The 24,800-nt window shown below is 64.6% G+C and carries 30 protein-coding genes; 13 read left to right on the plus strand and 17 right to left on the minus strand.

The window, feature by feature from the left end:
• Position 1: 1 nt before the first annotated feature.
• Positions 2–2,659 (minus strand): type I DNA topoisomerase, encoded by a 2,658-nt coding sequence (gene topA / locus MOE34_RS06875; protein WP_242222280.1) that lies wholly within the window; start codon positions 2,657–2,659, stop codon positions 2–4.
• Between the two features lie 322 nt (positions 2,660–2,981).
• On the opposite strand from topA, the gene MOE34_RS06880 reads away from it, so the two are divergent.
• A complete protein-coding gene (locus tag MOE34_RS06880) occupies positions 2,982–3,236 on the plus strand; it encodes a hypothetical protein (RefSeq protein WP_242222282.1) in 255 nt (84 codons plus the stop codon).
• Here the strand turns inward: MOE34_RS06880 and dprA are convergent.
• The 4 genes from dprA to MOE34_RS06900 form a co-directional block, all read right to left on the minus strand.
• Positions 3,168–4,319, minus strand: coding sequence for a DNA-processing protein DprA (gene dprA, locus MOE34_RS06885; RefSeq protein WP_242222284.1), 1,152 nt, complete (start codon positions 4,317–4,319; stop codon positions 3,168–3,170). The two genes, MOE34_RS06880 and dprA, sit on opposite strands and share 69 nt — an antisense overlap.
• A 2-nt stretch (positions 4,320–4,321) precedes the next feature.
• Positions 4,322–4,927, minus strand: coding sequence for a glycerol-3-phosphate 1-O-acyltransferase PlsY (gene plsY / locus MOE34_RS06890; protein WP_242223833.1), 606 nt, complete (start codon positions 4,925–4,927; stop codon positions 4,322–4,324).
• Positions 4,928–5,010: 83 nt separating this feature from the next.
• Positions 5,011–6,303, minus strand: a complete 1,293-nt coding sequence (locus tag MOE34_RS06895) for a dihydroorotase (protein ID WP_242222286.1) — start codon at positions 6,301–6,303, stop codon at positions 5,011–5,013.
• Positions 6,300–7,241, minus strand: a complete 942-nt coding sequence (locus MOE34_RS06900) for an aspartate carbamoyltransferase catalytic subunit (protein WP_242222288.1) — start codon at positions 7,239–7,241, stop codon at positions 6,300–6,302. The genes MOE34_RS06895 and MOE34_RS06900 overlap by 4 nt, the downstream gene beginning before the upstream one ends.
• Positions 7,242–7,411: 170 nt before the next feature.
• On the opposite strand from MOE34_RS06900, the gene MOE34_RS06905 reads away from it, so the two are divergent.
• The gene (locus MOE34_RS06905) at positions 7,412–9,058 is read left to right on the plus strand and encodes an acyl-CoA dehydrogenase family protein (protein ID WP_242222290.1); all 1,647 of its coding nucleotides are present in this window, start codon (positions 7,412–7,414) and stop codon (positions 9,056–9,058) included.
• On the opposite strand, the gene MOE34_RS06910 is transcribed toward MOE34_RS06905, so the two are convergent.
• Positions 9,040–9,975: an AEC family transporter gene (locus MOE34_RS06910; protein ID WP_242222291.1), complete on the minus strand. Its 936-nt coding sequence runs from the start codon at positions 9,973–9,975 to the stop codon at positions 9,040–9,042. The genes MOE34_RS06905 and MOE34_RS06910 overlap by 19 nt on opposite strands.
• 189 nt (positions 9,976–10,164) lie before the next feature.
• Here MOE34_RS06910 and MOE34_RS06915 point away from each other — a divergent pair, with 189 nt between their 5' ends.
• On the plus strand, positions 10,165–10,326 hold the full coding sequence (locus tag MOE34_RS06915) for a hypothetical protein (RefSeq protein ID WP_242222292.1): 162 nt from the start codon (positions 10,165–10,167) through the stop codon (positions 10,324–10,326).
• Entirely contained in the window at positions 10,323–10,652 is a 330-nt protein-coding gene (locus MOE34_RS06920; RefSeq protein WP_242222294.1) for a DUF6105 family protein, read from the plus strand. The genes MOE34_RS06915 and MOE34_RS06920 overlap by 4 nt, the downstream gene beginning before the upstream one ends.
• Here the strand turns inward: MOE34_RS06920 and ruvX are convergent.
• Entirely contained in the window at positions 10,595–11,083 is a 489-nt protein-coding gene (ruvX, locus tag MOE34_RS06925; RefSeq protein ID WP_242222416.1) for a Holliday junction resolvase RuvX, read from the minus strand. The two genes, MOE34_RS06920 and ruvX, sit on opposite strands and share 58 nt — an antisense overlap.
• Before the next feature lie 10 nt (positions 11,084–11,093).
• On the minus strand, positions 11,094–11,390 hold the full coding sequence (locus MOE34_RS06930) for an alkylphosphonate utilization protein (RefSeq protein ID WP_160784723.1): 297 nt from the start codon (positions 11,388–11,390) through the stop codon (positions 11,094–11,096).
• A gap of 111 nt (positions 11,391–11,501) precedes the next feature.
• On the opposite strand from MOE34_RS06930, the gene MOE34_RS06935 reads away from it, so the two are divergent.
• From MOE34_RS06935 to MOE34_RS06955, 5 genes are all read left to right on the plus strand, one after another.
• Positions 11,502–12,206 (plus strand): metal-dependent hydrolase, encoded by a 705-nt coding sequence (locus tag MOE34_RS06935; RefSeq protein WP_242222417.1) that lies wholly within the window; start codon positions 11,502–11,504, stop codon positions 12,204–12,206.
• A gap of 105 nt (positions 12,207–12,311) precedes the next feature.
• On the plus strand, positions 12,312–12,599 hold the full coding sequence (gene gatC / locus MOE34_RS06940) for an Asp-tRNA(Asn)/Glu-tRNA(Gln) amidotransferase subunit GatC (RefSeq protein ID WP_242222418.1): 288 nt from the start codon (positions 12,312–12,314) through the stop codon (positions 12,597–12,599).
• Between the two features lie 3 nt (positions 12,600–12,602).
• Positions 12,603–13,067 (plus strand): GNAT family N-acetyltransferase, encoded by a 465-nt coding sequence (locus tag MOE34_RS06945; protein WP_242222420.1) that lies wholly within the window; start codon positions 12,603–12,605, stop codon positions 13,065–13,067.
• 17 nt (positions 13,068–13,084) lie between these two features.
• On the plus strand, positions 13,085–14,566 hold the full coding sequence (gene gatA, locus MOE34_RS06950; protein WP_242222422.1) for an Asp-tRNA(Asn)/Glu-tRNA(Gln) amidotransferase subunit GatA: 1,482 nt from the start codon (positions 13,085–13,087) through the stop codon (positions 14,564–14,566).
• A gap of 97 nt (positions 14,567–14,663) precedes the next feature.
• Positions 14,664–15,173 (plus strand): GNAT family N-acetyltransferase, encoded by a 510-nt coding sequence (locus MOE34_RS06955; protein WP_242222424.1) that lies wholly within the window; start codon positions 14,664–14,666, stop codon positions 15,171–15,173.
• 41 nt (positions 15,174–15,214) lie between these two features.
• Here MOE34_RS06955 and MOE34_RS06960 read toward each other — a convergent pair whose 3' ends face one another.
• From MOE34_RS06960 to MOE34_RS06975, 4 genes are all read right to left on the minus strand, one after another.
• The gene (locus tag MOE34_RS06960; protein WP_242222426.1) at positions 15,215–15,475 is read right to left on the minus strand and encodes a YjhX family toxin; all 261 of its coding nucleotides are present in this window, start codon (positions 15,473–15,475) and stop codon (positions 15,215–15,217) included.
• Between the two features lie 193 nt (positions 15,476–15,668).
• Positions 15,669–16,571: an NAD(P)/FAD-dependent oxidoreductase gene (locus MOE34_RS06965; protein ID WP_242222428.1), complete on the minus strand. Its 903-nt coding sequence runs from the start codon at positions 16,569–16,571 to the stop codon at positions 15,669–15,671.
• Between the two features lie 85 nt (positions 16,572–16,656).
• Positions 16,657–17,100: an Rrf2 family transcriptional regulator gene (locus tag MOE34_RS06970; protein WP_242222430.1), complete on the minus strand. Its 444-nt coding sequence runs from the start codon at positions 17,098–17,100 to the stop codon at positions 16,657–16,659.
• A gap of 55 nt (positions 17,101–17,155) precedes the next feature.
• Positions 17,156–17,461, minus strand: a complete 306-nt coding sequence (locus tag MOE34_RS06975) for a DUF1294 domain-containing protein (protein WP_242222432.1) — start codon at positions 17,459–17,461, stop codon at positions 17,156–17,158.
• Between the two features lie 129 nt (positions 17,462–17,590).
• Here MOE34_RS06975 and gatB point away from each other — a divergent pair, with 129 nt between their 5' ends.
• The 4 genes from gatB (at position 17,591) to MOE34_RS06995 (ending at position 20,677) form a co-directional block, all read left to right on the plus strand.
• On the plus strand, positions 17,591–19,093 hold the full coding sequence (gene gatB / locus MOE34_RS06980; RefSeq protein WP_242222434.1) for an Asp-tRNA(Asn)/Glu-tRNA(Gln) amidotransferase subunit GatB: 1,503 nt from the start codon (positions 17,591–17,593) through the stop codon (positions 19,091–19,093).
• A gap of 4 nt (positions 19,094–19,097) precedes the next feature.
• A complete protein-coding gene (locus MOE34_RS06985; RefSeq protein ID WP_242222436.1) occupies positions 19,098–19,598 on the plus strand; it encodes a GNAT family N-acetyltransferase in 501 nt (166 codons plus the stop codon).
• 151 nt (positions 19,599–19,749) lie between these two features.
• Positions 19,750–20,148 carry an NADH:ubiquinone oxidoreductase subunit NDUFA12 gene (locus tag MOE34_RS06990; protein WP_242222438.1) on the plus strand — a complete coding sequence of 133 codons (399 nt, stop codon included), beginning with the start codon at positions 19,750–19,752 and terminating at the stop codon, positions 20,146–20,148.
• Between the two features lie 73 nt (positions 20,149–20,221).
• On the plus strand, positions 20,222–20,677 hold the full coding sequence (locus MOE34_RS06995) for a DUF2155 domain-containing protein (RefSeq protein ID WP_242222440.1): 456 nt from the start codon (positions 20,222–20,224) through the stop codon (positions 20,675–20,677).
• A 219-nt stretch (positions 20,678–20,896) separates the two neighbouring features.
• On the opposite strand, the gene aat is transcribed toward MOE34_RS06995, so the two are convergent.
• The 5 genes from aat to MOE34_RS07020 all read right to left on the minus strand — a co-directional run bounded on the left by aat (position 20,897) and on the right by MOE34_RS07020 (position 24,717).
• Entirely contained in the window at positions 20,897–21,511 is a 615-nt protein-coding gene (gene aat, locus MOE34_RS07000) for a leucyl/phenylalanyl-tRNA--protein transferase (protein WP_242222442.1), read from the minus strand.
• A 13-nt stretch (positions 21,512–21,524) separates the two neighbouring features.
• On the minus strand, positions 21,525–22,871 hold the full coding sequence (accC, locus tag MOE34_RS07005) for an acetyl-CoA carboxylase biotin carboxylase subunit (protein WP_242222445.1): 1,347 nt from the start codon (positions 22,869–22,871) through the stop codon (positions 21,525–21,527).
• Between the two features lie 10 nt (positions 22,872–22,881).
• Complete coding sequence (accB, locus tag MOE34_RS07010; protein ID WP_242222448.1) at positions 22,882–23,349, minus strand: acetyl-CoA carboxylase biotin carboxyl carrier protein; 468 nt, start codon at positions 23,347–23,349, stop codon at positions 22,882–22,884.
• A 22-nt stretch (positions 23,350–23,371) separates the two neighbouring features.
• The gene (aroQ, locus tag MOE34_RS07015; protein ID WP_242222450.1) at positions 23,372–23,809 is read right to left on the minus strand and encodes a type II 3-dehydroquinate dehydratase; all 438 of its coding nucleotides are present in this window, start codon (positions 23,807–23,809) and stop codon (positions 23,372–23,374) included.
• 149 nt (positions 23,810–23,958) lie between these two features.
• Complete coding sequence (locus MOE34_RS07020) at positions 23,959–24,717, minus strand: DsbA family protein (RefSeq protein ID WP_242222452.1); 759 nt, start codon at positions 24,715–24,717, stop codon at positions 23,959–23,961.
• Positions 24,718–24,800 lie beyond the last annotated feature (83 nt).

Consider the following 24,800-nt stretch of genomic DNA (forward strand, 5'->3'; position numbering starts at 1 on the left):
CTCAAGCCTTCTTTGCCTTGGCTGCTGTCTTGGGCTTGGCCGCAGCCTTCGCCTTCGGCTTCGCCGTCTTGGTCTCGTCGGACTTAGCCTTGGCCGTCTTCGCCTTTGCCGGGGCCTTCGCCTTGCCCTTGGCAGGCGTCTTGCCCGCCTTCTCGGCGATCAGCACCAGCGCCTCTTCCAGCGTGACGCTGTCGGCGGCCTTGCTCTTCGGCAGGGTGGCGTTGACCTTGCCCCAGTTGACATAGGGGCCGTATTTGCCGTCGCGAACGGTGATCGCGCCGCCATCGGGATGATCGCCGAGCGTCTTCAGCGCGGCCGGCGCGGCGCGTCCGCGGCCCGGACCCTTCGACTGCTTGTCGGCGATCACCGTCACGGCGCGGTTGAGGCCAATGGAGAACACGTCCTCGACGGTCTCCAGGTTCGCATAGCTGCCGTCATGCAGCAGGAACGGCCCGTAGCGGCCGAGGCCCGCCGAGATCATCTTGCCCGTCTCGGGATGCTGGCCGATGTCGCGCGGCAGCGAGAGCAGGGCAAGCGCCTTCTCATGGTCGATGCTCGCCGGCGTCCAGCCCTTCGGCAGGCTGGCGCGCTTGGCCTCCTTGCCGTCGCCGCGCTGCACGTAAGGCCCGAAGCGACCGGAGCGCAGCGTGACGTCCTCGCCGGTATGCGGGTCCTTGCCGAGGTTCTGCGGCTCGTTGGAAGCCGCAGCCTCCGCATCCGAGCCGCCATCGGCGGAAAGCTGGCGCGTGTAGTTGCATTCCGGATAGTTCGAGCAGCCGACGAAGGCGCCGAACTTGCCGAGCTTCAGCGAGAGCTTGCCGGTGCCGCACACCTGGCAGATGCGCGGATCGCTGCCGTCCTCGCGCTTGGGGAAGACGAGCGGGGCGAGTTCCTCGTTCAGCGCATCGAGAACGTTGGTGACGCGCAGTTCCTTGGTGTCCTCGATCTGGGCGAAGAAATCCTTCCAGAAGTCGCGGAGAACCTGCTTCCAGTCGAGTTCGCCGGCCGAGATCTTGTCGAGCTTCTCTTCGAGATCGGCCGTGAAGTCGTATTCGACATAGCGGGTGAAGAAGCTTTCGAGGAAGGCCGTCACGAGGCGGCCCTTGGCTTCCGGGATCAGCTTGCGCTTGTCGATGATGATATATTCGCGGTCGCGTAGCGTCGCCAGCGTCGCGGCATAGGTCGACGGGCGGCCGATGCCCAGCTCTTCCATCTTCTTGATGAGCGAGGCTTCGGAGTAGCGCGGCGGCGGCTCGGTGAAGTGCTGCGTGGCATTGATCTTCTGCTTGGCGACCGCCTCGTTGGCGTTGATCTCGGGCAGGCGGCCGTCCTCGTCACCGTCGTCCGACTGCTCGCCGTCTTCCTTCTGGTCCGTATAGGCGGCGATGAAGCCGTCGAAGCGGATGACGGAGCCGGTGGCGCGCAGGCCTGCCTTGCGCCCGCCATTGTCCGCCTCGATCTCGACGGTGGTGCGCTCGATCTCGGCCGACGCCATCTGGCTGGCGATGCCGCGCTTCCAGACGAGGTCGTAGAGGCGGAGCTGGTCGGGGTCGAGATAGCGGCGCACCTGGTCCGGCGTGCGGTCGAAGGAGGTCGGGCGGATCGCCTCGTGGGCTTCCTGGGCGTTCTTGGCCTTGGTGGAATAGAAGCGGGGCTTTTCCGGCACGTAGCGCGCGCCGAACTGCTCGCCGACGGCCCGGCGGGCCGCGTCGATCGCCTCGGGAGCCATCTGCACGCCGTCGGTACGCATATAGGTGATGAGACCGACCGTCTCGCCGCCGATGTCGATACCTTCATAGAGCCGCTGCGCAACCTGCATGGTGCGCGAAGCCGAGAAGCCGAGCTTGGAGGAGGCGGCCTGTTGCAGCGTGGATGTGGTGAAGGGCGGTGCGGGGTTGCGCTTCGTCGGCTTGGCCTCGACGCTTTCGACCCGGTAGGCCGCGCCGTCGAGCAGCGTCTTGAGGCGGTTCGCCTCCTCGCCATTGCCGATGGACTTCGCCTGCAGGCGCTTGCCCTCGGCCGAGACGAGGCGCGCCTCGAACTCATCGCCGCGCGGCGTCTTCAGGAGGGCGGAGAGGTTCCAGTATTCTTCCGAGACGAAACGCTCGATCTCGGACTCGCGATCGCAGACGAGGCGCAGCGCGACGGACTGCACGCGGCCAGCCGAGCGCGCGCCGGGCAGCTTGCGCCACAGGACGGGCGACAGGTTGAAGCCGACGAGATAGTCGAGCGCGCGGCGGGCAAGATAGGCGTCCACCAGCGCGATGTCGATATCGCGCGGATTGCGCATGGCGTCGAGCACGGCCGATTTGGTGATGGCGTTGAAGACGACGCGCTGGACCGGCTTGTCGCCGATGACCCGCTTCTTCTTGAGCACGTCCAGAACGTGCCAGGAAATGGCTTCACCCTCGCGATCCGGGTCGGTTGCGAGAATGAGGCCGTCGGAGGATTTTACCGCGTCGGCGATGTCCTTCATGCGCTTGGCCGATGCGCTGTCGACTTCCCAGGACATTTCGAAGTCCTCGTCCGGGCGCACGGAACCGTCCTTGGCGGGCAGGTCGCGCACATGGCCGAAGGAGGCCAGCACCTTGTAGCCGGGGCCGAGATACTTGTTGATCGTCTTGGCCTTGGCAGGCGATTCCACAACTACAACATTCATCGTCATTTTCTCTGATGCCGGGCGCCGCGCGATCGGACGCGGGGCGAAAGGGGCGTTTGTCCGCCGGAAAGTCGTGGTCTCGACATGAACAGGGAAAGCGTCCCGGTCAAGAGGTGGGGGCAAAATTTAGCAATACAACGCGATGCAACCATATGGGGATATTTTTTGGTGCGCACCAATAGATGCAACTTGCCTTGCAAGATATGCAACCAATAAGAGAAATGAGTGATGTTGCAATTATTGATATTGGTTGTATGGTCGTATATGCATGAATTTCGCAACCTATGGGGGATTTTTGCATCGTGGATGCAACGGGGGTGCCATGAACCTGAAGCCAGCCAAACCCGCCCAGCCGCAGCATGGGGTGGAAGAAAATATCGCCTATGTGCGCCAGATGCTGGGTGAGTTGCGCGCCGTCGCGCACAACGAAGGCGCCGACATGCTGCGGTACTTCATCGAAATGGCCTATGTGGAGGCAGGGGACATCCTGTCCGGCTTCCGGCCGCTGTCAATCCGGGAGAATCGAGACCGTACCCCCGGCGTGCCGTTGAATCCGGCCGGCAAGGTCAAGCTCTAGCAGCACCAGATAGACGGTCGCCGGCGCGATGCCCGTGTGGCGGATGATGTCGTCGATTTCAGCCGGCACCTGGCTCAGGGCGTCCGCGACGCGCTCGCGCTCGCCGTCGTTCGGCGGTGCGATCAGGCCCGGCCTTGCATCCCGCGGCGGCTCGCTTGCGCCGGGGCGCGGGGCAAAAAGATCGGGTTCGCAAAGCGGGCGAAGCGCCTCCAGCACATCCTGCGGCGTCGTGACGATCGTCGCGCCGTCCTTCAGGAGGCCATTGGTGCCTTCGCAGCGCGGATCGAGCGGCGAGCCGGGCACGGCGAAGACCTGTCGGCCGAAATCCCCCGCATTGCGCGCCGTGATCAGCGAGCCGGAGCGCATCGCGGCCTCCACCACGACGAGGCCGAGCGACATGCCGGCGATCAGCCGGTTGCGGCGGGGAAAGTCGCGCGCCCGCGGCTCCCAGCCGAAGGGCATTTCGCTGATCGCAAGGCCCTGCCCATGCGTGAGTTCATCCAGAAGGCCGATATTTTCCGGCGGATAGGGCTTGTCGAGGCCGCCCGCCATGGCGGCGACGGTGCCGGTGTCGAGGCTGGCGCGATGGGCCGCCGTGTCGATGCCGCGCGCAAGGCCGGAGACGATCGTGTAGCCGGTGCGGCCGATCTCTCGCGCCAGCAGGCTTGCGAATTTCATGCCGGAGATCGAGGCGTTGCGCGCGCCGACGATGCCGACGGCCGGCGCCGCGGCAACCGCGCGGTTGCCCTTGACGGCAAGCAGCGGCGGCGCGCCGTCGATCTGGCGCAGGAAAGGCGGATAGTCCGGCTCGCCGATGCCGACGAAGGCCGCGCCGTGCCGTTCCGCGATCTCCAGTTCGCGCTCGGCTTCGCCTCTGCTGGCCACACGGATGCTGCGCGATGCCCCGCCGCGGCGGGAAAGCTCCGGCAGCATCTCCAGCGCCGTCTCGGCGCTGCCGAAATGATTGATCAGTTCGCGGAAGGTGACCGGTCCGACATTGTCGCTGCGGATGAGCCGCAGCCAGGCGATCCTCTGTCTTTCCGTCAGCGCAATTCCCCGTGTCCCTGCGCTGCGGTCGTCCATGGCTATCCCTTGCTGCCGATCCTGCTTTCGGTGCCGTTGAGCAGGCGGCCGATATTGGCGCGATGCTTCCACCAGGTGATCACGGTGAGGATGGCGAAGAGCAGCGCCACCTTCTCGTTTCCGGTAAACCACAATACAACCGGAGATACGGCGGTTGCAACCAGGGCCGAGAGGGACGAATAGCGGGTGAGGTAGGCAAGCCCGATCCACACCACCGCAAAGACCGCGACCATGACCGGCACGAGGCCGAGCAGCACGCCGACATAGGTGGCGACGCCCTTGCCGCCCTTGAAGCCGAGCCAGACGGGGAAGAGATGACCGAGGAAGGCCGCGAGGCCCGCCGCAATGCCGGCGTCGAGGCCCCAGCGCGAGGCGATGGCCGCCGCCGCCGTGCCCTTCAGGGCATCGAGCAGCAGGGTCGCTGCGGCGAGTTTCTTGTTGCCGGTGCGCAGCACGTTGGTCGCGCCGATATTGCCGGAGCCGATCTGCCGCACGTCGCCAAGCCCGGCCATGCGGGTGAGGATCAGGCCGAAAGGAATGGAGCCGAGAAGATAGCCGAAGGCGAGGGCGGCAAGCGTCGGCAGGCCGCCGAGCTGCCAGGTGAAGATGTCGGTCACGTCAGTTCTCCCCCGAAACCTTGCTTGGGCCGCCCGCCGGGACTGTCCCTTCCGGCGAACGGCGGCGCGGACGCTCAGCCGAGCGAGTGCACCCGTTTGCCGGCAACATAGGTGCTAACGGCGCGCCCCGTAAAGCGGGCATCTTCGAACGGCGTGTTCTTCGAGCGCGAAACGAAGCAGTCCTTCGTGGCGAGCCACGGCTCGTCGGGATCGATCAGCACGATGTCGGCGCGCGCGCCCGGTGCGAGCGTTCCGGCATCGAGGCCGAAGATCTTCGCCGGCCGCGTGGAAAGCGCATCGATGAGGCGCATCAGCGGGACTTCGCCGCTGTGATGCAGCCGCAGCGCCGCCGCCAGCATGGTTTCGAGGCCGATCGCGCCGTCCGCCGCATCCGCGAAGGGCAGGCGCTTGGTGTCGACGTCCTGTGGATCGTGCGAGGAGACGATGATGTCGATCTCGCCCCTCGCCAGCGCATCCACCATCGCCTTGCGGTCATCCTCGCCACGCAGCGGCGGGGAGAGCTTGAAGAAGGTGCGGTATTCGCCGATGTCGTTCTCGTTCAGCGTCAGGTGATTGATCGAAGCCGCGCAGGTGACGTTCGCGCCGCGCTCGCGGGCGATCTTCACCGCTTCGGCCGATTCCGGCACCGAAATCTGCGCGGCATGGTATTTCGCGCGGGTGAGGGCGGCGATACGCAGGTCCCGCTCGAGGGGGATCAGTTCGGCCTCGCGCGGCGTGCCGGAAAGGCCGAGCCAGCTCGCCAGCAGCCCCTCGTTCATGACGCCGCCAGCGCCGAGATGTCTGTCGCGGGTCTCCAGCGCGATGACGCTGCCGAATTCGCGCGCATAGGTCATGGCGCGGCGCAGCACCTGCGCATTGTGCATCGGGTTGCGCCCGTTGGTGAAGGCGACCGCGCCGGCATCGCGCAGCAGGCCGAATTCGGTCATCTCCTCGCCAGCGAGGTGCTTGGTGAGCGCCGCGGCAGGATGCACGTTCACGACGGCCTTGTCGCGCGCCGCCTTCAGCACGAACTCGACCAGCGCGATATCGTCGATGACGGGATCGGTGTCCGGCATCACGATGAAGGTGGTGACGCCGCCGGCCGCCGCCGCGCGGGAGGCGGATTCGATGGTCTCGCGGTGCTCGCCGCCCGGCTCGCCGGTGAAGACGCGGGCATCGACGAGGCCGGGGGCGGCGATCATGCCGCGCCCGTCGACGGTCTCGGCGCCCTCGGGCGCGCCCTGGTTCTGTGCACCGCTGCCGATCGCGGCGATCCTGCCGTTCTCGATGACGATGGAACCGTTCTCGTCGAGATTGCGCGAGGGATCGAGAATGCGGAGGTTTTTCAGGACAATGGTGCGGGTCATGCGCGGGCACCCTGGTTCTGCGAGAGAAGAAGCGTTTCCATAACGGCCATGCGGACGGCGACGCCCATCTCGACCTGCTGCTCGATCACGCTCTGCGGGCCGTCGGCGATCTCGGAGGCGATCTCGACGCCGCGGTTCATCGGGCCGGGGTGCATGACGAGCGCGTCGTCCTTCGCCGCCTTCAGCTTTTCCGCGTCGAGGCCGTAATAGTGGAAGTATTCGCGCACGGAGGGCACGAAGGCGCCGGACATGCGCTCGCGCTGGAGGCGCAGCATCATCACGACGTCGGCGTCTTTCAGGCCTTCCTCCATCGAGTGATAGACCTCCGCGCCCATGTCCGCGATGCCGGAGGGTAGCAGCGTCGCCGGGGCGACGACGCGCACCCGCGCGCCCATGGCGTTGAGGAGGAGGATGTTAGAGCGGGCGACGCGCGAATGCAGCACGTCGCCGCAGATGGCGACGATGATGCGCGAGAGCTTGCCCTTGGCTCGGCGGATGGTCAGCGCATCGAGCAGGGCCTGCGTCGGATGCTCATGCTGGCCGTCGCCGGCGTTCACCACCGAGCAGGAGACTTTCTGCGCCAGCAGCGCGGCGGCACCGGCCGAGGAGTGGCGCACCACCAGCACGTCGGGGTGCATGGCGTTCAGCGTCATCGCCGTGTCGATCAGCGTCTCGCCCTTCTTCACCGAGGAATTGCCGACCGACATGTTCATCACGTCGGCGCCGAGGCGTTTGCCGGCAAGCTCGAAGGAGGATTGCGTGCGGGTGGAGGCTTCGAAGAAGAGATTGATCTGCGTCAGGCCCCGGAGGGTCGACGTCTTCTTCTCTCGCTGGCGGGAGATTTTCACCGCCTCGTCGGCGCGGTCGAGCAGGTGGGTGATCTCCTGCTCGGTCAAACCCTTGATACCGAGAAGGTGGCGATGCGGAAAGAAGTCCATGGGACCGCCTCAACTGTCGTGGATACGCGGGGTCTATAGAGCGTCGATCCCGCCCCGGCAAGGCGAAGAGGGCGAGCATTCGCGCCTTCCCACGCTTTTGTGCGGGGCAACGGTGCCGCAGGGCCTTGCGCCCCGTTTCGCCCCGCCGCGACTTGGGCTAGAACCCGCTCATGACTCGCGACACCGAACAGAAATTTTCCGATCTCAACCAGCCCTCTCTCTGGTCGGGCATCAACGCCTATCGCTCCGACCCGCTGCTGGTCGATGCCACCGACGCCATGCCCAAGCCGCTGCGCGACGAGTTCGACGCCATCGGCCGCTATGTGACCTCGCCGGAGGCGCAGGAGCTGGCCCGCATGGCGAACGAGGGCGTGCCGAAGCTGCGCACCCACGGGCCGCGCGGCGAGCGCATCGATACCGTCGATTTCCACCCGGCCTGGCACGCGCTGATGCGCCGCTCCATGGTGAGCGGCCTGCATTCCTCGCTCTGGGAGAACGTGCCGGACGAGCAGGGCCGGGCGCACAAGGCGCGCGCCGTGCGTTTCTACCTGACGGCGCAGCTCGAATGCGGGCATCTGTGCCCGCTGACGATGACCAGCGCCTCGGTCGCCGCGCTTTCCGCCTCGCCGCAGGTGCAGCGCGAATGGGGTCGAAAAATCCTGTCGCGCAAATACGATTCGGCCAACAAGCCGGCCATGCAGAAGAGCGCCATCACGCTCGGCATGGGCATGACGGAAAAGCAGGGCGGCACGGATGTGCGCGCCAACACTTCGACGGCCGAGCGGGTGGGCGAGGGCGTCTATCGCCTCTCCGGCCACAAGTGGTTCATGTCCGCGCCGATGAGCGACGGCTTCGTCATGCTGGCGCAGACGCGCGAGGGCGTCGGCTGCTTCCTCGTGCCGCGGCTGCTGGAGGACGGCTCCAGCAACGGCCTGCGCTTCCAGCGCCTCAAGGACAAGATCGGCAACCGATCGAATGCCTCCTCCGAGGTCGAGTTCTCCGAAACCTTCGGCTTCCTGCTCGGCGCGCCCGATGCGGGCATCCGCACGATCCTCGACATGGTGACGCTGACGCGGCTCGACTGCGCGCTGGCTTCTGCCGGCATCATGCGTGCCTCGCTGGCGGAGGCCGTGCACCATACGCGCGGCCGCAGCGTCTTCGGCAAGCCGCTCGTCGCCCAGCCGATCATGACGCGTGTTCTCGCCGACATGGCGCTCGACGTCGCCGGTGCGACCGCGCTCGCCTTCCGCCTCGCCGACGCCTTCGACAAGGCGCGCGACAGCGCGGAGGATGCCGCCTATGCCCGCATCATGACGCCGGTCACGAAATACTGGTGCTGCAAGATCGCGCCCGCCCTTATCTACGAGGCGATGGAGTGCATCGGCGGCAGCGGTTATGTCGAGGAGCGGCCCATCGCGCGGCATTACCGCGAAGCACCGGTCAATGCGATCTGGGAAGGCTCCGGCAATGTCATGGCGCTCGACTTGATGCGCGTCATCGGCCGGGGCAGGGACCTCTTCGAAATGCTCTTCGCCGGGCTCGCCCGTGATCTCGGCCCGGCCGGCAAGAAGACGGTGGACGTGCTGCGCGCCTGCCTGTCGCTCTGCGAGCGCGACGAGGGCGCGGCCCGCATGCTGGTGGAGCAGCTGGCGCTCGCCGCCGCCGCCGCCGAACTCTACCGCGCCGGTGCCGGCCGCGTCGCCGATGCCTTCCTGGAAACGCGCCTCGCCTCCGGCTGGCGCTCGACCTATGGCATGCTCGATTCGCGCTTCGATTCGGCCTACATCGTCGACCTGCTCTATCCGCCGGCGAGATAGGCGGTCGCCGTCAGCACCATCGGAATGGTGAAGAAAGAGGCGATCGTCTGCAGTGTCGCGACGGCGGCGTAGAGCGGTGCGTCGCCGCCCATCTGCTTGGCCAGCACATAGCCGTTCATCGCGGTCGGAACGCTCGCGCCCATGGCGATGGTGAGGAGCTGTTCGCCGCGAAGGCCCAGCGCATAGGCCGCGCCCGTCATGATCAGCGGCATGAAGACGAGTTTCAGCGCGACGGGCAATAGCGCCAGCGGGCGGGGCCGCATCGCATCCGCCAGCTTCAGCCCAGCGCCGACCATGATCAGGCCGAGGCTGAGCGAGGTGTCGGCGACGAACTCCACCGTCTGCATCAGCGGCGCATAGATACGGACCCCCGACAGGTTGACGAGAACGCCGAGCACGGAGCCGATGATCATCGGATTGGTGAGGATCTTCTGCGCGAAGGTCTTCAGGCTGCGCGAGCCGCCGCCGAACCAGACAAGCACGGCGATATTGTAGAAATTCAGGGGGATGATGATCAGCGTCGCCACGAGCGCGACGAGGGCGAGACTATCCGCACCGTAGAGCTTTTCACCGATGGCGAGCGCGATGAAGGCATTCCAGCGCGTCGAGGTCTGGAAAACGGTCGTATAGGACGCGCCGGAAACCTGCGCTGCGCGAAAGAGTGGCCAGCAGAGGATTAGCACCAGGGCGATGAACGTCACGGAGCCGATGGAACCGAGCGCGATCGCGCCCGCGTCGATGCCCGAAAACTCCGCCTTGGCGAGCGTGATGAAGAGCAGCGCGGGAAACAGCACGAAGAAGCCGAGTTGTTCCAGCCCGTTCCACATGTCGCGGTCGATCTGTCGCCAGCGCTTGAGCAGCGCGCCCAGCACGACGAGCAGGAAAACGGGGAGGATAGTTTCGAAGATGGCGAGCATGGAGCACCGGCGGGACGCGATGCCTGCTCATTCCATGCCGCAGCGCTCATGGCAAGGGCGGGGCAAGGGAGGGGCATGGCCGGAGGCCGTGTGGAAATTAACCTTAATAACGGGTTTGCGTTGCGCGGCGAAGGTTAACCGGCAAAGGTGCTGTTTACTTGGTGTTAACCATGTAGGCGAGTACCTGATATGGCCAGAACGGCCCGCATTTCGGTCATGACGACCCTGTTTTCCTTCGCGGCGGTGGATATCGTCGTGCCGCTCCTCGTGCTCGTTGCGGGCGTGGCGGTCAGCGAGGCGATTTTTGCGGCTGGCGATCTTCTCGCCCTGAAGAGGAGGGCGGCGGCATGAAGTGGTTCCTGATTCTCTGGGCAGGCCCCATCGCGCTGCTTGGCAGCTGGTACGGGCTTTCCTACTACGACATGAGCTTCGGCATCTTCATGCTGACGCGCGATGCGCATGATCTGGTCTTCCGCATCTACGGCCACATCCTCGGCATTCCTCCGGAAAGCATCCCGCCGCTCGTGCTGCGCGCCATCATCTTCGACAGCCTGCTGGTCTTCGCCCTTATCGCCTTCCGTCGCCGCAGGAAGATTGCGGCATGGTGGCAGGCGCGCCGTCAGTCCTCTTCCCGCGCGGCTCTTGCCAGCGACGAGAGCCTGTCCAGCGCGCCCTGAAGGATGAAGGACGCGGCGGCCGAATCGATGCGTTCGGCCCGCTTCTTGCGCGAGACGTCCATTTCGATCAGCGTGCGTTCCGCCGCCACCGTCGAAAGCCGCTCATCCCAGAAGACGAAGGGAATGTCGGTCTTGTCGGACATCGAGCGCACGAAGGCGCGCGTCGCCTGAACGCGCGGGCCGGCGCTGCCGTCCATGTTCATCGGCAGGCCGATGACGAAGGCGACGACCTTCTCCTTTTCGGCAAAGGCCAGCAGCACTTCCGCATCCTGCGTGAATTTCACGCGCTTCAGCACCGGCCGGGGCGTTGCCAGACGCCGGCCGAGATCGGAGACCGAAAGACCGATGGTCTTGGTGCCGAGGTCGAGGCCGGCGATGGGCTGGCCGGGCGCAAGGGCTTCCGCCAGTTCTTCCAGTGTCAGCGTCGCCATTGGAGGTTCCTCAGCGCTTGCGGACGAACTCGGTGCGCAGCACCAGTCCCTTGATGGCGTCGTGCCGGCAATCGATCTCTTCCGGATTGTCGGTGAGGCGGATCGTCTTGATGACGGTGCCCTGTTTGAGCGTCTGCCCCGCGCCCTTCACCTTCAGGTCCTTAATGAGAACAACCGAATCGCCATCGGCCAGCACATTACCGGCGGCATCGTGCACAACGTTCGCCGCGGCCTTCTCCGCCGCGATCTCCGAGGCCGGACGCCATTCGCCGGTTGCTTCGTCATAGATGTAGTCGTCATCGCTCATGGCGGGGTTCCTTCAATATGATGTAGGTCACGCTTATAACGTTCGCGCCGTGGATGGAAACGGCCTTGGCCGCTCTATATTGGGAACTGGCAATCAAACGGGAGAATACGCATGAAAATCACCTGGCTCGGCCATTCCGCCTTCCGGATCGAGACGGCGAAGGCCCGGATCCTCATCGACCCGTTCTTCACCGGCAATCCCGCCTTCGACGAATCGACCCGCAAGGATGCCGTCGCCGGACTCACCCATGTCCTGCTCACCCATGGCCACGGCGACCATGTCGGCGATACGATCAAGATCGCCGCGGAGACTGGCGCGACCGTTCTGGCCAATGCGGACCTTGCCGCCTGGCTCGGCGCGAAGGGTGTTGAAAAGGTCGACATGGGCAATACCGGCGGCACCGTGCATTTCGACGGCTTCTCGACCACCTTCGTCAACGCGCTGCATTCTTCCGCGCAGATCACCGAGGACGGCGTTTCCCATTCGCTCGGCAACGCCAACGGTCTCGTGCTGCATTTTGAGGACGAGCCGACGCTCTATCACATGGGCGATACCGATATCTTCTCCGACATGGCGCTGATCAACGAACTGCACCAGCCGGAAATCGGCCTCCTGCCGATCGGCGACCGGTTCACCATGGGCGGTGCCGTGGCGGCGCTCGCCTGCCAGCGCTTCTTCAAGTTCGACACCGTCATTCCCTGCCACTACGGTTCCTTCGGCATCATCGACCAGACGGCCGACCTCTTCGTGCAGGCGATGGACGGTGCTTCGGCGAAGATCGAGGTGCCGAAGGCCGGTGGTTCGGTGTCGTGCTAAGCGGCTGGAAAAGCGGCGAGGGGGCATGGAAGCGACCATTCCCCCGTTGCGCCCCTTGGGCTTGGTCAGTATAGCGGGGAGGAAATTTCCTATCGGAGACCATCCATGTCCGTAGATCTAGCCACCGTGAAGCGCGTCGCGCGCCTTGCCCGCATCGCTGTCAGCGAGGAAGAGGCAAACCGCATGACCGGCGAGCTGAACGGCATCCTCGGCTTCGTCGAGCAGCTTTCCGAGGTTGATGTCGAGGGCGTCGAGCCGATGACGTCCGTCACGCCCATGGAGATGCGCAAGCGCGATGACGTCGTCAATGACGGCAACAAGGCGGATGCCATCGTCGCTAATGCGCCGTCGTCCGACCGCAACTTCTTCCAGGTTCCGAAGGTGGTGGAGTAATCCTTGCCCGTCACCCTCGCCATCGAGAGCCCCTTGCAGGATGATGTTCGCACGCTGATCGCGGAGCTGAACACGGTCCTGCTCGAACTCTCGCCGCCGGAGGCCTGCTATCACCTGACCGTCGAACAGATGGCCGAGCCGACCGTCACGGTCTGGATTGCCCGCGATGGGGATGCCGTTATCGGCTGTGGCGCGCTGAAGCGTCATTCCGATGAAATCGGTGAGGTGAAGCGCATGTTCACCCGGCCGGAATGGCAGGGGCAGGGCATCGGCCGCCGCATCCTCGGCGAGATCGAGGCCATCGCCGAACGGGAAGGGCTCGAAACCCTCGTCCTCGAAACCGGCGACCAGCATCCGGCCGCCTGGGCGCTCTACGAGAAGGCGGGCTTTGCCCGCTGCGGCCCTGTGCTCGACTACCCGGATTCGCCTTATTCCGTATTTTATCAAAAGCAGCTTCGTGCTGCCTGACCCGAAGTGACCGCACCATGACCGATCTGACCCGCCTCACCATTGCCGAAGCCCGCGAGAAGCTTTCCTCGAAGGAGATCAAGGCCGTCGAGCTGACGGACGCGTATCTGGCTGCGATCGAAGCGGCCAACCCGGCGATCAACGCCTACGTCACCGTCACGCCCGAAAAGGCGCGCGAAATGGCGAAGGCGTCCGACGCCCGTCTCGCCGAAGGCAAGGCCGGTGCGCTGGAAGGCATTCCGCTCGGCATCAAGGACCTGTTCGCCACGGAAGACGTGCACACGCAGGCCTGCAGCCACATCCTCGACGGCTTCAAGCCGAAATACGAATCGACCGTCACCCAGAACCTCTGGAACGACGGCGCCGTCATGCTCGGCAAGCTGAACATGGACGAGTTCGCCATGGGCTCCTCCAACGAATCCTCCTATTACGGTGTCGTCAAGAACCCGTGGCGGGCAACGGGCTCCAACGCCGACCTCGTGCCCGGCGGCTCTTCGGGTGGCTCGGCCGCTGCCGTCGCTGCGTTCCTGTGCGCCGGCGCGACCGCGACGGACACCGGCGGCTCGATCCGCCAGCCTGCCGCCTTCACCGGCACCGTCGGCATCAAGCCGACCTACGGCCGCTGCTCGCGCTGGGGTATCGTCGCCTTTGCCTCCTCGCTGGACCAGGCCGGCCCGATCGCCCGCGACGTGCGCGACGCCGCGATCCTCCTGAAGTCCATGGCGAGCGTCGACAAGAAGGACACGACCTCCGTCGATCTGCCGGTGCCGGATTATGAAGCCTCGCTCGGCCAGTCGCTGAAGGGCATGCGCATCGGCATTCCGCGCGAATACCGCGTCGACGGCATGCCGGACGAAATCGAAGCGCTCTGGCAGCAGGGCATCGCCTGGCTCAAGGATGCTGGTGCCGAGATCGTCGACATTTCCCTGCCGCACACGAAATATGCCCTGCCGGCCTATTACATCGTTGCTCCGGCGGAAGCCTCGTCGAACCTCGCCCGTTACGACGGCGTGCGCTACGGCCTGCGCGTCGACGGCAAGGATATCGTCGACATGTACGAGAAGACGCGCGCCGCAGGCTTCGGCCACGAGGTCAAGCGCCGCATCATGATCGGCACCTACGTGCTCTCGGCCGGTTACTACGACGCCTATTACCTGCAGGCCCAGAAGGTGCGCACGCTCATCAAGCGTGACTTCGAACTGGCCTTCAATGCCGGTGTCGACGCCATCCTGACGCCCGCCACGCCGTCCTCCGCCTTCGGCATCGCCGACGAGGACCTCGCGGCCGATCCGGTGAAGATGTACCTTCAGGACATCTTCACGGTGACGGTGAACATGGCCGGCCTGCCGGGCCTTTCGGTTCCCGCCGGCCTCGACCACAAGGGCCTGCCGCTCGGCCTGCAGCTTATTGGCAAGCCCTTCGAGGAGGAAAGCCTCTTCAAGACGGCCCATGTCATCGAGCAGGCCGCTGGCCGCTTCACGCCGGCCAAGTGGTGGTAAGGGGCGCATAGCCCTCGATCATCTTCGTGGATAGCGGTTGGCGTCTCTCGCCAACCGCTATCCACAGTGCTTTGATGGCGGCGGAGAGAGCTGCCGCATGATCACCGTACGCAACGCGCTTGAGGAAGATGTCCCGGCCCTGATCGGGATCGGCGTCCGCGCCTGGGAGCAGGCCATCGTCGGCGTTCCCGTTCAGGTGCGGCGCGACCATGCCCGCAATGCCTTCCAGCAATTCCTCGCCAATCGCTGGCTGCGCGTGACCGTCGCCGATCTCGACGGCCAGCTTTCCGGTTGGGCTTCGCGCGAGAAGCTGGACGACGAAATCAGCGATCTCTGGGTCGATCCCGCGCAGCAGCGAAAGGGCCTCGGTTCGGCCCTGCTTGCCGCGATGGAAACCGAGATCGCCGCGGCCGGCTTCGAGGCGGCGCGTCTCCAGACCCATGCGCGCAACCTTGCGGCCGTCGGCTTCTTCCAGAAGCATGGCTATGGGGTGAGCTGGCTTTCTGTCGATTACTCGGAGCGCCTCGATCGCAACATCGAATCGGTTGGTCTGCGCCGGCAGCTCGTGATGGACGGACCCATCGCCTACGGACCGGGCGGGTTCTGAGGCGAAGAGGAGGCGGGCTTTCGCCGCGCCTCCGCCACTTTCTACTGGTTGTCGTGCTGGGCACGAACCAGTTCCAGCCCCCGCTGCGTGATACGGTAGGGCTTGCCGCCGGAGGAGGCGATGCACCGCCGGCGCTTCAGCCTGCGGAAGAGATCCATGTCAAGACCGCTTGCCCGCCAGCCGTCCCGCGTGATGCAGGTGACCGTCGTGATCTTCCGGGTGTCGTCGTCTTTTTCGATGTCGATCCTGCCGCCCTGGGCGAGCAGGTGAAGGATGCGCTGTTCGGCGCGCGAAATGTCCATTGTCTTGAGAATCCGTCCAGCGTTCGAATGAACGCGAAAAAACGTTCCGCCATCCGATGGGTGGCAGGGCTCATCGTTTTTTCAGACCCTGCGCGCAAGCTGTGGCGGGCAGGGTCCTCAGCGGGTCTCAGACAAGTTAGACATCAAAACTCCATGACGGATGCTCCGGAAATACCCGGAGCATCCGCAAAGGTCAATGTGCGGGCCAGATCAGCGAGTGATGCAGGAAGACGCCGGTCTTCACGCCATTGGCCGAGGCGAGCGAGATATTGGCCGCGCCCAATGCGATATCCCCGGCGGCATAGAGGCCGGGCAGGGAGGTCTGGCCGGTATCGTCCGTGTGGAGGATATTGCCGATGGGCGTTTCCTTCAGCTTCAGGCCGCGTTCGGCCGGAATGGCGCTGCGCACCCGCGCCTCCGGCATGACGAAGAGCGCCTTGACCAGCGTCGGGATGCCGGGACCGGTTTCGACGGAGAGCATGTCGTCCGGCCCGTCGGTTACACCCGTGACACGGCCCGGCCGCAGCTTCACGTTGCGCTCGGCGAGAACGGCGAGGGCTTCGTCGTCCGGTTCCGGTACTGCATTGGTGAAGAGCGTGACATTGCCCCAGTCGGCGACGACGGCCGCAAAGCGGGCTGCCTCCGCCGTGCGCGCCAGGACGCCGATCGGTCCGCCACCCACCTCGTAACCGTGGCAATAGGGGCAATGCAGCACCGTCTTGCCCCAGCGCTCCGCAATGCCCGGAATGAGTGGCAACTGATCCTCGAACCCGGTGGCGAGCAGCACGCGCCGCGTATCGATCCGCTCGCCATCGCCGGTGATGACGGAGAAGGCATCCCGTTCACCGTCCAGCCGCTCGGCGGGGGTATCGCGAAATGTGACGGTCTCATAGGCGGCAAGCTGGCGCCGGGCATCGGCGAGGATATCGCTTCCCGGCCGGCCATCCTGCGCGAGGAAGCCGTGCGAGCGGGAGGCGAAGCGATTGCGCGGCTCCCCGGTGTCGAGAATGGTGATGCGGCGGCGGGCGCGGGCGAGCTGCATGGCGGCGGAAAGGCCGGCAAAGCCCCCGCCGATGATGATGGCATCTTCGGTCATGGTTGATCCTTTCTATGGAGCGAGCGGCATCGTTCGGCCGGCGGGCGCCGTCCGTGCGATGCAGGGTATCGGGAGTGACTGCGGTTTAGCCGGTATCGGGCCGGCAGTGCCTTGCCGCTGCGCGGAAATCGACCGCGAGGTCGGCGAGCGTCGTGCCGGCGAAGCGCGCCATCAGGATCGCCTCGGCATCCCTAAGCGCATCGCCGATTACGCGGTTGACGGATTGCTCGACCACGCAGCCCGGCATTTCCGTCGCCGGGCCGATCTGGAAGAGGATCGGCTCTCCCAGCGCATTGTAGATGTCGAGCAGCGAGATTTCGGCAAGCGGCCTGGCAAAGTGCCAGCCGCCGCCATGGCCCCGGCCGGACTGTACGATGCCGGCGTCGCGAAGCCCGGCCATGGTGCGCCGGACGACGACGGCATTGGTGTCGAGGCAAAGCGCGAGATCATCCGAGGTCATCGGCTCGTTGCGCTCGGCCATGTGCATGAGTGCGTGAAGCACGGCGGAAAGGCGGCTGTTTCTTTTCATGTAACAATAATAGTTACGAATCTCGCCGCATGTCAACACATGCCGAAAAGGCGCGTCAGCCGGCGAGCAACATTCGATAGAGGGAAGGGCCGAAGATCAGGGCTGCCGGGATCAACAACGCATGGAGAATCAGGATCGCCATCAGCCGCGTGCGAAACGGCTCCTTGCGCGTCTTGTGCCGTAGGATCCGCTGTGCGGCAACGGCGCCGAGGCTGCCCCCGAAGAAGGCGAACTGCAGCAGTCGCGCTTCGGAAACGCGCCAATGGCCGTCGTGCGCGGCTTCCTTGTCCCACCAGTAGAGGCAGAACGTCACGATGTTGAAGAGAACAAGGATGATCGGAAGCGTCGCTATCGTGTCCATGACACGCTTTTAGCCGATCATCCTTGCGGCTTGGCTAACGAGGGCGGACGGCACCCGCTGAAAACCTTGCGCCGCCTGCCCATATGTTCTACCGAGACAGCACCGAAGACACCACAAAAAGAGCCTGCAATGACCCTCGTCGACGTCCGCACCCCCGATCCGAAACGCTTGATCCCCGGCGCCACCGGCGACTGGGAAGTCATCATCGGCATGGAGGTGCACGCGCAGGTCCTTTCCAATTCGAAGCTCTTCTCCGGCGCATCGACGGAATTCGGCAAGGCACCGAATGCCAACGTCTCGCTGGTCGATGCCGCCATGCCGGGCATGCTGCCGGTCATCAACGAGGAATGCGTCAGGCAGGCGGTGCGCACGGGCCTGGGCCTGAAGGCGCAGATCAACCACCGCTCGATCTTCGACCGCAAGAACTACTTCTATCCGGACCTGCCGCAGGGCTACCAGATCTCGCAGTTCAAGGACCCGATCGTCGGCGAGGGCAAGATCGTCATCTCGCTCGGCCCGGACCGCCAGGGCAATTTCGAGGATATCGAGATCGGCATCGAGCGCCTGCATCTGGAGCAGGACGCCGGCAAGTCGATGCACGACCAGCATCCGACCATGTCCTATGTCGACCTCAACCGCTCGGGCGTCGCGCTGATGGAGATCGTCTCCAAGCCGGACATGCGCTCCTCGGACGAGGCCAAGGCCTATATGACGAAGCTGCGCTCCATCGTGCGCTATCTCGGCACCTGCGACGGCAATATGGACGAGGGTTCCATGCGCGCCGACGTCAACGTTTCCGTGCGCCGCCCGGGCGAAGCCTTCGGCACGCGCTGCGAGATCAAGAACGTCAACTCCATCCGCTTCATCGGCCAGGCCATCGAATATGAAGCCCGTCGCCAGATCGGCATTCTGGAGGATGGCGGCAGCATCGACCAGGAAACCCGTCTCTTCGATCCGGGCAAGGGCGAGACGCGCTCCATGCGCTCGAAGGAAGACGCGCACGACTACCGCTATTTCCCCGATCCGGACCTGCTGCCGCTGGAATTCGACAACGAATTCGTCGGCAAGCTTCTGGCCGACCTGCCGGAACTTCCCGACGACAAGAAGATCCGCTTCTTCAAGGATCTCGGCCTTTCCGTCTACGACGCCTCGGTGCTCGTCTCGGAGAAGGCGATCGCCGACTATTACGAGGCCGTGGCCGCCGGCCGCGATGGCAAGATTGCCGCGAACTGGGTCATCAACGACTTGCTGGGCGCCTTGAACAAGGACGGCAAAGCCATTGAAGAGACTCCGGTTTCGCCCGCCCAGCTCGGCGGCATCATCGATCTCATCAAGGACGGCACCATCTCCGGCAAGATCGCCAAGGACCTCTTCGAGATCGTCTGGAACGAGGGCGGCGAGCCGGCCGAAATCGTCGAGACCCGCGGCATGAAGCAGGTCACGGACACCGGCGCCATCGAGAAGGCCGTGGACGAGATCATCGCCGCCAACCCCGATCAGGTCGCCAAGGTCCTGGCCAAGCCGACGCTCGCCGGCTGGTTCGTCGGCCAGGTGATGAAGGCGACGGGCGGCAAGGCCAACCCGCAGGCCGTTCAGGCCCTCGTCAAGGCCAAGCTCGGCATCGAGGAGTAATCCGGTGTTCTTTGTCCGCACGGCTTCGGAGCGCGATCTGGCGAAAGTCAGCGCGCTTCTGGCCGAGACGTGGCACGCGACCTACGATGCGCTCTACGGCGTCGACAAGGTCAGCGAGATCACCGCGCGCTGGCATTCCGTGCCGGCGCTCAAGACCAAGCTGGAACGCAAGGACAGCGAGTTCGTCGTCGCCGACAATGGCAAGGAACTGGCCGGCATGGGCTATGTCGCCATGTCGAAGGACCGGCCGAAGGTCGCCTTCCTCCACCAGCTCTATGTGCTGCCGCGCTACCAGCGTCAGGGCATCGGGCGCGACATGTTCGCCGAGCTTGAAACCTGCTTCCCGGATGCGAAGACCATGCTGCTGGAAGTCGATCCGCGCAACGACGCGGCCGTCGCCTTCTACTATGCACACGGCTTTGCCAAGGTGGGCGAGGCGCAGCATACGGCGGACAATGTCTCCGGCGTGCCGCTGGATGTGTACGAGAAGCCGCTTGGCGGTTGACGCTCACGAAAAGCCGTGGGCGAAGGCGCGGGAATCGCTGGACATTCCAGCGTCTTGGGGCCATAAGCGGAAGAAATATCGTCCGTGACGAGCGGGCAAACCATCAGTCTCGGGCCGCGCTTCCGGCATGGCCCTGCCAAGGACGCCACCCATGAGCCTTCTCAAGCAGATTTTCACCTGGTGGAACGGTCAGACGATCGGCACCCGCTTCCATACCTGGCGCTTCGGCACCAAGGTCGGCCAGGATGAGTTCGGCAACGTCTACTATCAGGGTGGCGGCAAGGACTCCGAAGGCCGCACGCGCCGCTGGGTGATCTACAATGGCTATGCCGACGCCTCCGCCATCCCGCCGGGCTGGCACGGCTGGATGCATCACCGCACGGACGTTTCCCCGGCCGACGAGAGCTACAAGGCGCGCGAATGGGAAAAGGCGCATCGCGCCAATCCGACTGGCACCTCGCAGGCTTACCGCCCGCCGGGTTCGCTTGCCGCTGCCGGCGAGCGCCCGCGCGTTACCGGCGACTACGACGCCTGGACCCCGGGCAACTGATACCGATTTGGCCACATTTCGCCGGTAGCTGGAAGCCACCGGCGAACGCCGGAACGGATCAGGAGACGGCTTCATGACATCAGGGTTTTCACGGGCAAACGCCGGGCGGCGCTTCGGTTCGGTGGTGCTTGCGGCTTTTGTCGCAGGGCTTGCCCTGACGCCCGTTGCTGCATCGGCGGCGCGCATCGAGAACCCGGTCGCCGCCTTTTCCGGCATCGACAAGATCACCGGCCGCATCACCAATTTCGACGTCTATATCGGCGAGACCGTGCAGTTCGGCGCGCTTCAGGTGACGCCGAAGGTCTGCTACAGCCGTGACGATACCGAGGCGCAGAAGATCACCTCCTTCGTCGAAGTCGACGAGATCACCCTCGACCGCAAGATCCGCCGCATCTTCACCGGCTGGATGTTTGCCGACAGCCCCGGCCTCAACGCCGTCGAGCACCCCGTCTATGACGTCTGGCTGACCGAGTGCAAGGCGAAGTCGGACGTCCCGCCGCCTGATGACGCCAAGGCGAAGGCGCAGTAGCACCCAGTGTTCGGCGTTGGAAAAGGGCAGATAATCGGCGCCGTTTGTGTGGTTTTTTTGACGGCTATAGTCGTATGGATGGTCGCTCTGGCCTCTCAAATCAACGACCATATCGACCGTTGTGATGACGCGACGTCTGGAGGATATATCCTTGATCCTCAACGCCGGCAGGTTGAATGCCGGTAACCTGAAAAAGCATGGATTTGGAGATGAGTCGCCTTAAAACGGCAGGTGCGGCGAGGCCAGCGCGTTCGCCAGCATGTCTTCATAATCGATCTTCGGCACGTCGATGGCCCCGAACGTCTTCAGGTGTTCGGTGGTGAACTGCGTGTCGAGCAGGCGGAAGCCGTTCGTCTTCAGGCGTTCCACGAGATGGACGAGACAGATTTTCGAGGCGTCGGTGCGCCGCGAGAACATGCTTTCTCCGAAGAAGGCAGCGCCGAGTGAGACGCCGTAGAGACCGCCAACGAGCTGATCCCCCTCCCAGGCCTCGACGGAATGGGCATGGCCCATGCGGTGCAGGGTGCCGTAGAGCGACTTGATCTTCGCGTTGATCCAGGTCGACGGCCGGTCCGGCGCGGCCTGCGCGCAGGCCGCGACCACCGCGTCGAAGGCCGTATCGAAACGGATGTCGAAGGGGACTTTGCGGATCGTCTTGGCAAGGCTGCGCGAGACGTGAAATCCGTCGAGCGGGATGACGCCCCGCATGTCCGGCTCGACCCAGAAGAGCTCCGGGTCGTCCGCCGAATCGGCCATCGGGAAAAGCCCGATGGAATAGGCGCGCAGAAGAAGTTCCGGGGTGATCTCCGGATGCCGTCTGCGTCGCCCTGCCATCGACCGACGCCCCTTAAGCGTCGGTCTTGCTGGCCAGATAGTTCTCCAGCCAGTGGATGTCGTAATCGCCGTTGGCGATGTCCTGGTTGCCGATCAGGTCCTGGAAGAGCGGCAGCGTCGTCTTGATGCCGTCGATGACGAACTCGTCCAAAACGCGGCGCAGACGCATCATGCATTCGACGCGGGTGCGGCCGTGCACGATGAGCTTGCCGATCAGGCTGTCGTAGTAGGGCGGGATGCGGTAGCCCTGATAGGCACCCGAATCGACGCGAACGCCAAGGCCGCCCGGTGCATGGAAATGCGTGATCGTGCCCGGGGAGGGAACGAAGGTGCGCGGATCCTCGGCGTTGATGCGGCACTCGATGGCATGGCCGGAGAAGACGATATCCTCCTGGCGGACCGAAAGGCCCCCGCCGGAAGCGACGCGGATCTGCTCATGCACGAGGTCGATGCCGGTGATCGCTTCGGTGATGGTGTGCTCCACCTGAAGACGAGTGTTCATTTCGATGAAATAGAACTCGCCGTTCTCGTAGAGGAACTCGATCGTGCCGGCGCCGCGGTACTTCAGCTTCTGCATGGCCTCGGCGCAGATCTGGCCGATCTTCATGCGCTGCTCGACATTGAGAGCCGGGGAATTGGCTTCTTCCCAGACCTTCTGGTGGCGGCGCTGCAGCGAGCAGTCGCGCTCGCCCATGTGCACCGCGTTGCCCATGCCGTCGCCCATGACCTGGATTTCGATATGACGCGGCTTGCCGAGATACTTTTCCATGTAGACGGCGTCGTTGCCGAAGGCGGCGAGCGCTTCGGAACGGGCGGTCGAGACGGCCTCTTCAAGGTCTGCTTCGGTCCGGGCGACCTTCATGCCGCGTCCGCCGCCGCCGGCGGTGGCCTTGATCAGCACGGGGAAGCCGATCTTGCGGGCGATCTCCAGTGCGTCTTCCGGCTTCACCTCGCCGTCGGAGCCGGGAACGACGGGAATGCCGAGTTCCTGCGCCGTCTGCTTGGCGGTGATCTTGTCGCCCATGACGCGGATATGCTCCGCCGTCGGGCCGATGAAGGTGATGCCGTGCGCGTCGAGAATCTCCGCGAACTTGGCGTTCTCCGACAGGAAGCCGTAGCCCGGATGCACGGCGTCAGCGCCGGTGATCTCGCAGGCGGCGACGATCTGATGGATGTTCAGGTAGCTTTCGCGCGACGGCGGCGGGCCGATGCACACGCTCTCGTCGGCAAGACGCACATGCATGGCGTCGGCGTCGGCCGTCGAATGCACGGCGACCGTGGCGATACCCAGCTCCTTACAGGCCCGAAGGACCCGGAGGGCGATTTCGCCGCGGTTGGCAATGAGGACTTTGGAGATCATGGGACCCGCCTTATTCGATGACGATCAGCGGTTCGCCATATTCGACCGGGCTCGCATCCTGCACGAGGATTTCAGTAACCTTGCCCGAGCGCGGCGCGGGAATCTGGTTCATCGTCTTCATGGCTTCGATGATGAGGATGGTCTGGCCTTCCTTGACCGTCGAGCCGACCTCGATGAAGGCGCGCGCCCCCGGGGCCGGAGCGAGGTAGGCGGTGCCCACCATCGGCGCCGTCACGGCGTTCTTGTTGCTGCGGGCATCGGCCGGGGCGGCAGGCGCAGCGGCGGCAGCCGGCGCGGCGCTGACGGCGGCGACGGGTGCGGCGATCGGAGCCTGGACATATTGCGGGGTGCCGGCGCGCGAGACGCGGATGCGCAGGTCGTCCTGCTCCACTTCGATCTCGGTCAGGTCCGTCTCGTTGAGGATGTTGGCGAGATCGCGGATCAGAGCCTGATCGATGCCGTGTTTCTTGTCAGCCATGGAAATGAGCCTCTGGTTCTTCTTATGTCGTGATGGACGAAAGCGCATGGAGCGCGAGGATATAGCTATGCGCGCCGAAGCCGCAGATGACGCCCTTCACGGCGGGCGCGATCATCGACGTGTGGCGGAATTCCTCGCGGGCATGCACGTTGGAAAGGTGCAGTTCGACGACCGGTATCTTCACGGCGCGGATGGCGTCGTGCAGCGCGATCGAGGTGTGGGTATAGGCACCGGCGTTGATGGCGATGCCGGCGGCGATATCGCCGGCCTCATGGATCCAGTCGACCAGATCGCCTTCGTGGTTGGACTGGCGGAACTCGACGGCATAGCCCAGCTTCCCGCCCTCCGCCTTGCAGAGCGCTTCGATATCGGCGAGCGTCTGGCCGCCATAGATACCGGGCTCGCGCTTGCCGAGGGCGTTCAGGTTGGGGCCGTTGAGCACGAAAAGGGTTGAAGCCATTCGCAATTCCGCATGCTGGATAGACAATTACCTATAGACCGGCGGTTTGCGTGAGGAAAGCCCCAAGCAGCGGGGCTTTGCCGGTCGAAAGGGCTGTCCACAAGCCAAAGGGCCGCTATGGCCGGCGTGACGGGAAGAACGCGCGGTTCTCAGCAGGTCGCCTTGCCGCAGGAGCGGACATTGGCGATCTTCTGCTTGAGTTCGTCCACGCCGACGGCGCCGAAGACCATCTCCTCGCCCAGCACGTAGGAAGGAGTGCCGGTGATGCCGAGATCATTCGCCAGCGTATAGGCTTCGCGCACGGCGTCGTCATGCGGCTTTTCCGTCATGGTCTTGCGGATATCCGCCTCGGCAAGGCCCATGGTGGCGGCAAGCGCGATGGCGCTTTCTTCCGTCGCGCGGCCTTCGCCGCCGAGGAGGGCACGGTGGAACTCGCCGTACTTTTCCGGAGCCAGATCGCGCACCGCGGCGCTGACCTTGTGGGCGGCGGCCGAATCGGGGCCGAGGATCGGCAGTTCCTTGAGGACGAAGCGGACGTTCTGGTCCTCCTTCAGGACCTCGTCCATGTCGGAGAGGGCGCGCTTGCAGTAGCCGCAGTTATAATCGAAAAACTCGACGATCGTGACGTCGCCCTTCGGATTGCCGAGCGCGATGTCGTAAGGCGAGGAGAAGATCGCCTTCGCATTGTCGGTGATCGCGGACTGGGCCTTCGCCTGCTGCTGTTCTTCCTGCTTCTTCTGCAGGGCTTCCTGCACGTCGATCAAGATTTCCGGGTTCTCGACGAGATATTCCTTGATGAACTCGCCGATTTCCTTCTTCTGCGCATCGTCGAGGGCGAGAGCGGGAAGGGGGGCTGCGGCCGCGATGGTAAGAGCGACGGTGGCCGCAAGCTTGGTCTTGAATGTCATGTCTGTCCTGTCCTCGTCCGTGATGCGCCGGAGAACTGCCACCGGCGGGGCCTGCGCGTCAATCCGCGCGGCACGCTTTCAAC

This window comes from Shinella zoogloeoides, assembly GCF_022682305.1.
Lineage (GTDB): Bacteria > Pseudomonadota > Alphaproteobacteria > Rhizobiales > Rhizobiaceae > Shinella > Shinella zoogloeoides_B.

Excerpts from the sequence above, each read along its gene's own strand:
- topA (WP_242222280.1), bottom strand. The coding sequence starts at position 2,659 with ATGAATGTTGTAGTTGTGGAATCGCCTGCCAAGGCCAAGACGATCAAC.
- MOE34_RS06880 (WP_242222282.1), top strand. The coding sequence starts at position 2,982 with ATGAACCTGAAGCCAGCCAAACCCGCCCAGCCGCAGCATGGGGTGGAA.
- dprA (WP_242222284.1), bottom strand. The coding sequence starts at position 4,319 with ATGGACGACCGCAGCGCAGGGACACGGGGAATTGCGCTGACGGAAAGA.
- MOE34_RS06895 (WP_242222286.1), bottom strand. The coding sequence starts at position 6,303 with ATGACCCGCACCATTGTCCTGAAAAACCTCCGCATTCTCGATCCCTCG.
- MOE34_RS06900 (WP_242222288.1), bottom strand. The coding sequence starts at position 7,241 with ATGGACTTCTTTCCGCATCGCCACCTTCTCGGTATCAAGGGTTTGACC.
- MOE34_RS06905 (WP_242222290.1), top strand. The coding sequence starts at position 7,412 with ATGACTCGCGACACCGAACAGAAATTTTCCGATCTCAACCAGCCCTCT.
- MOE34_RS06910 (WP_242222291.1), bottom strand. The coding sequence starts at position 9,975 with ATGCTCGCCATCTTCGAAACTATCCTCCCCGTTTTCCTGCTCGTCGTG.
- MOE34_RS06915 (WP_242222292.1), top strand. The coding sequence starts at position 10,165 with ATGGCCAGAACGGCCCGCATTTCGGTCATGACGACCCTGTTTTCCTTC.
- MOE34_RS06920 (WP_242222294.1), top strand. The coding sequence starts at position 10,323 with ATGAAGTGGTTCCTGATTCTCTGGGCAGGCCCCATCGCGCTGCTTGGC.
- ruvX (WP_242222416.1), bottom strand. The coding sequence starts at position 11,083 with ATGGCGACGCTGACACTGGAAGAACTGGCGGAAGCCCTTGCGCCCGGC.
- MOE34_RS06930 (WP_160784723.1), bottom strand. The coding sequence starts at position 11,390 with ATGAGCGATGACGACTACATCTATGACGAAGCAACCGGCGAATGGCGT.
- MOE34_RS06935 (WP_242222417.1), top strand. The coding sequence starts at position 11,502 with ATGAAAATCACCTGGCTCGGCCATTCCGCCTTCCGGATCGAGACGGCG.
- gatC (WP_242222418.1), top strand. The coding sequence starts at position 12,312 with ATGTCCGTAGATCTAGCCACCGTGAAGCGCGTCGCGCGCCTTGCCCGC.
- gatA (WP_242222422.1), top strand. The coding sequence starts at position 13,085 with ATGACCGATCTGACCCGCCTCACCATTGCCGAAGCCCGCGAGAAGCTT.
- MOE34_RS06955 (WP_242222424.1), top strand. The coding sequence starts at position 14,664 with ATGATCACCGTACGCAACGCGCTTGAGGAAGATGTCCCGGCCCTGATC.
- MOE34_RS06960 (WP_242222426.1), bottom strand. The coding sequence starts at position 15,475 with ATGGACATTTCGCGCGCCGAACAGCGCATCCTTCACCTGCTCGCCCAG.
- MOE34_RS06965 (WP_242222428.1), bottom strand. The coding sequence starts at position 16,571 with ATGACCGAAGATGCCATCATCATCGGCGGGGGCTTTGCCGGCCTTTCC.
- MOE34_RS06970 (WP_242222430.1), bottom strand. The coding sequence starts at position 17,100 with ATGAAAAGAAACAGCCGCCTTTCCGCCGTGCTTCACGCACTCATGCAC.
- MOE34_RS06975 (WP_242222432.1), bottom strand. The coding sequence starts at position 17,461 with ATGGACACGATAGCGACGCTTCCGATCATCCTTGTTCTCTTCAACATC.
- gatB (WP_242222434.1), top strand. The coding sequence starts at position 17,591 with ATGACCCTCGTCGACGTCCGCACCCCCGATCCGAAACGCTTGATCCCC.
- MOE34_RS06990 (WP_242222438.1), top strand. The coding sequence starts at position 19,750 with ATGAGCCTTCTCAAGCAGATTTTCACCTGGTGGAACGGTCAGACGATC.
- MOE34_RS06995 (WP_242222440.1), top strand. The coding sequence starts at position 20,222 with ATGACATCAGGGTTTTCACGGGCAAACGCCGGGCGGCGCTTCGGTTCG.
- aat (WP_242222442.1), bottom strand. The coding sequence starts at position 21,511 with ATGGCAGGGCGACGCAGACGGCATCCGGAGATCACCCCGGAACTTCTT.
- accC (WP_242222445.1), bottom strand. The coding sequence starts at position 22,871 with ATGATCTCCAAAGTCCTCATTGCCAACCGCGGCGAAATCGCCCTCCGG.
- accB (WP_242222448.1), bottom strand. The coding sequence starts at position 23,349 with ATGGCTGACAAGAAACACGGCATCGATCAGGCTCTGATCCGCGATCTC.
- aroQ (WP_242222450.1), bottom strand. The coding sequence starts at position 23,809 with ATGGCTTCAACCCTTTTCGTGCTCAACGGCCCCAACCTGAACGCCCTC.
- MOE34_RS07020 (WP_242222452.1), bottom strand. The coding sequence starts at position 24,717 with ATGACATTCAAGACCAAGCTTGCGGCCACCGTCGCTCTTACCATCGCG.